The organism is Microvirga sp. GN3 (assembly GCF_055792825.1).
This window is the reverse complement of the sequence record NZ_JBVVAK010000321.1, coordinates 1-3,180: the sequence shown is the minus strand read 5'-3', so window position 1 is coordinate 3,180 and position 3,180 is coordinate 1. Positions and strand designations below refer to the sequence as shown.

Genomic DNA, 3,180 nt, shown 5'->3' with positions numbered 1-3,180 from the left:
ACGCCGCTCCTCCATCTGCTCGGATGTCAGATGCGTCGGCCGCCAAACGTCGTCATCCATCGCGCGCCTCCTCACGAGGATCGACATCACCCTATGTTACACCACCTCCGTGAAGATCATTAGCACTCCTTACCGGATCAAAGAAGCGAGCCAAAGGGAGCAATCAGTGAAGGATGCTCCAAGGAACAACTTGGCCGTATTGGCAACCAACCTTTGATCATCTACGTTGTCCGCGATGTGAGACGCTCGGAGGGTTCGCACGTGCCCCGCAAAGATCGAGTTTTGCTCTGTGGCCGGATTGGATTGGTTCTCGCGTCCCTGATCATCATTGGCAGCGTCATTGCCGAGCCCCTCCTCCGGCCGTTGTGGACCTCACAAGTGACTGTCGCCCAGCGGTAGGTGCCGTTCTGCCTGTGGATGGCGAGCCTCTCTGCTACGCTTTGTACAGCCACGTAGCCTCTTCCTGGCCCGACCTCACGCCGCTTCAACGCTTAAAGATCCCCTTGAAGAACTGGGCCATCTTGTTGTGCTTCTTCTTACGGTCCACATCAGCCTGGCTCTTTATCCAGGCGACCTGCACAACCCGGCGCTCGCCGGCAAAAGGCCGATGGCCGTGCCATGACTTGTCCGAGCGCAGGAAGGCGAACATGGTGCCCATGTTCGGCGGAACCTCCAGGGCATAGGGCTCAAAGTTCTTCTCGTCATACAAGACCCGCAAGCGTCCGCCGGCGTCCTGCTGCCAGTCATCGTTCATGTAGACCAGCATCGTCATGACCTTTGATGGACCGTCGGTGTGAATGGCCCCGTACTTCGGTTGCGAGCGCTTCATGATCGTGGTGAGACGTGGGAACTGATGCAGGTCCTGGCCGAACTTGCGCGACAGTTCCTCGGTGAGTTCGGGTCCTTCGAGTTCATCAATCAGGGTCTTGAAGCGTCCGTGCAGGTCCACTTCATCGACCGTCAGGTATCCTGGCTTAACAATATTGGGGAAGTCCCGACGCAGGTCATCAAGGGCATTGGCCTGGAGGAAGCTGGAGCCAAGGATGAAATCATAGGGATTGGCTGAGCGCGTGGCATCGCGCACGGAATTCAGATCAATAACGTTCATGGAAAGTCCCTGGAGGTCTATTGCAACTGACGGCGTAACGTCCCTTGCCGCAGACTTGCACGGGCAACTGTCATCCGCCAATCCCCTTCTGGAATTTACATGTAGGCGAGGATTCCGGCGGCTTTGGCCAGCGCCGCAAACATATCTCGGGCGTGCTCGATTGTACCGGGGTCGGGATGCTCGTGCGCCCGCGCCATGGCGGACGCAGTCACGAGCCAAAGTCCAGGATGAAGCGCACGAAGCTCACTCAGAGGTTTGAGCTTGTACCAGCGCATCACCGCCATGGCTTTGTAGAGATCCCGGATCGGGTACTGGCGCTTCTGCCCGGGTGCAGTCTCAAGGGTCACGACGACGGGTGAACTAAACGAGTGTCGGTTCATCGGCGAGGTCCAACGCTCACGCAACGAACGCGTGGCAGCTCATCGGCCGCTTTCTATGCCCCTGAATGGTCCTTTTGTTTATGCCGCACCGATATTGAAACGGAGGCGCTCTGTCTGTCAGGTCCCCGACACAACAGCGAAGTTTTGTTAACCTAGGTTAGTTCTTCGCGGTTAATCCGACGTGGCCGAAGGTGCGTTTCCACCTGGTTGCTTCACCAAGAAGACACCCGCATCTCGTCGGCGCCTTGGAGCTGGAAGTCTGGCCTGGAACTCCCGACAACCCGGCCGGCATCAAGATTGCCCTCCTGCGCTACACCCGAGGCGAGGATTGACGCCTGTTCATCACGCCCGAGTGCAATTCCTTCGAGGCGATTGAAGGGCAGATCAATTCCCTGCAAGACGAACTGGACGAGATCCGGGAACGAGCCCGCCGATCGTTCCAGGTCGCCTAGAATCCATGCTGCTTCACATAAAGCCCAACGATGAATCCTGAGAGAACCGCGATGGCGTGGATGAGCCGCCTCGTGGCGATCAACTGCCGAACTTCATCCGAGGGGTCCGGTCGGCGCTTGTGTCGAGCCATGCTAACCTGACTGCACTGGGATTGAGGCAAAGTTAGTGCCGGCACTGGATTGCTAATGAAAAAGCCAATGACCTGCGGACGTGTTCGGGGACATCACGACGGATGCAACAGAAATCGCAGACTATAATCCTCAGTACCTTCGGGTAATCGGTCATTAAACTGGCGGGGATAAATTGCCTCTGTTTTGAGGGAGTTGCTGCCACGAGAGGTGAGAAGTTCGACGGCGAAGCTCGCATTGTTATGGCGATCTATGCGGGACAAATCCTGATCTTCGCGCTCGGCGCGTTGTACGCACTCTGACGCATGGCTGAGAGGAGAGTGCACCAGCATTGAAGCGCACAGAGAAAAGCCGCGCCTGATCCTTGTAATGGACCAAGACGCGGCCCCGGCCCGTAGTTGCCCCTACGGGAGATTATTAACTTAAAATCAACCTTGTCTGGAATGCGACCTAGTCGTCCGTGAAGAATGTTCTGTCGGCTTGAGTCACGCGCGTTGAGGCGATGGAGCATATCCGACCAGCAACAGGACAAGGGCACATAAAACCGCCGCCAGCCATCGCAGCAGGAGCGAGAAGTTGTAGCCGACGGCTGCCAGAATGGCGTTGATGCAGTCGCCCTCGCGACCTTCCAGATGGTTGCGGCCCATGCGGTGATCGGCCTTCAGGTGGCCGATCACCGGCTCGATCGCCGCTCGCCGCTTCATCTCGCGCTTGAGGGCCGCCGTGGTCCGGCGCACCTGACCCGAGATCCAGACCTGGAAGCGGTTCGGGTGGTTGTGCCCGCGATAGCCCTTGTCGACATGGGTGCGTTTGACTTCAACCCCGGTCATCGCCGCGACATCGGCCACCGCGGCCGCCAGCGTGTGACCATCATACGGATTGCCGTGCAAAGCCCGGGCATGCAGCACGAACTGACCGCCCTTGGGCTTTGTGACCGGCGTGGCGATGCTCACCTTGCAGCCGAACTCGTACGGTGTGCGGGCCTTGCCCTTGCCGATGCACTCCACCTCCGGTGCATGCAGGGCGTAGACCTTGGGCTCGCGTTGGCGCTGGGTCTGCTGCCGAACCCTGATCGCCAGGGAAAGCAGCGGCTCAAAGCGTTCCTCCAAAG

At 58.5% G+C, this 3,180-nt stretch carries 4 protein-coding genes; 1 reads left to right on the top strand and 3 read right to left on the bottom strand.

What is annotated here, in order from left to right:
* Positions 1-484 precede the first annotated feature (484 nt).
* The gene (locus tag ACS5Q1_RS47255) at positions 485-1,108 is read right to left on the bottom strand and encodes a 2OG-Fe(II) oxygenase (RefSeq protein WP_473104687.1); all 624 of its coding nucleotides are present in this window, start codon (positions 1,106-1,108) and stop codon (positions 485-487) included.
* Between the two features lie 95 nt (positions 1,109-1,203).
* The gene (locus ACS5Q1_RS47250; RefSeq protein WP_473104686.1) at positions 1,204-1,488 is read right to left on the bottom strand and encodes a hypothetical protein; all 285 of its coding nucleotides are present in this window, start codon (positions 1,486-1,488) and stop codon (positions 1,204-1,206) included.
* Positions 1,489-1,679: 191 nt separating this feature from the next.
* Here ACS5Q1_RS47250 and ACS5Q1_RS47245 point away from each other — a divergent pair, with 191 nt between their 5' ends.
* The gene (locus ACS5Q1_RS47245; protein WP_473104685.1) at positions 1,680-1,820 is read left to right on the top strand and encodes a hypothetical protein; all 141 of its coding nucleotides are present in this window, start codon (positions 1,680-1,682) and stop codon (positions 1,818-1,820) included.
* A 734-nt stretch (positions 1,821-2,554) separates the two neighbouring features.
* Here the strand turns inward: ACS5Q1_RS47245 and ACS5Q1_RS47240 are convergent.
* On the bottom strand, positions 2,555-3,180 hold a 626-nt coding region (locus tag ACS5Q1_RS47240; protein WP_473104684.1), incomplete at its 5' end, for a transposase family protein.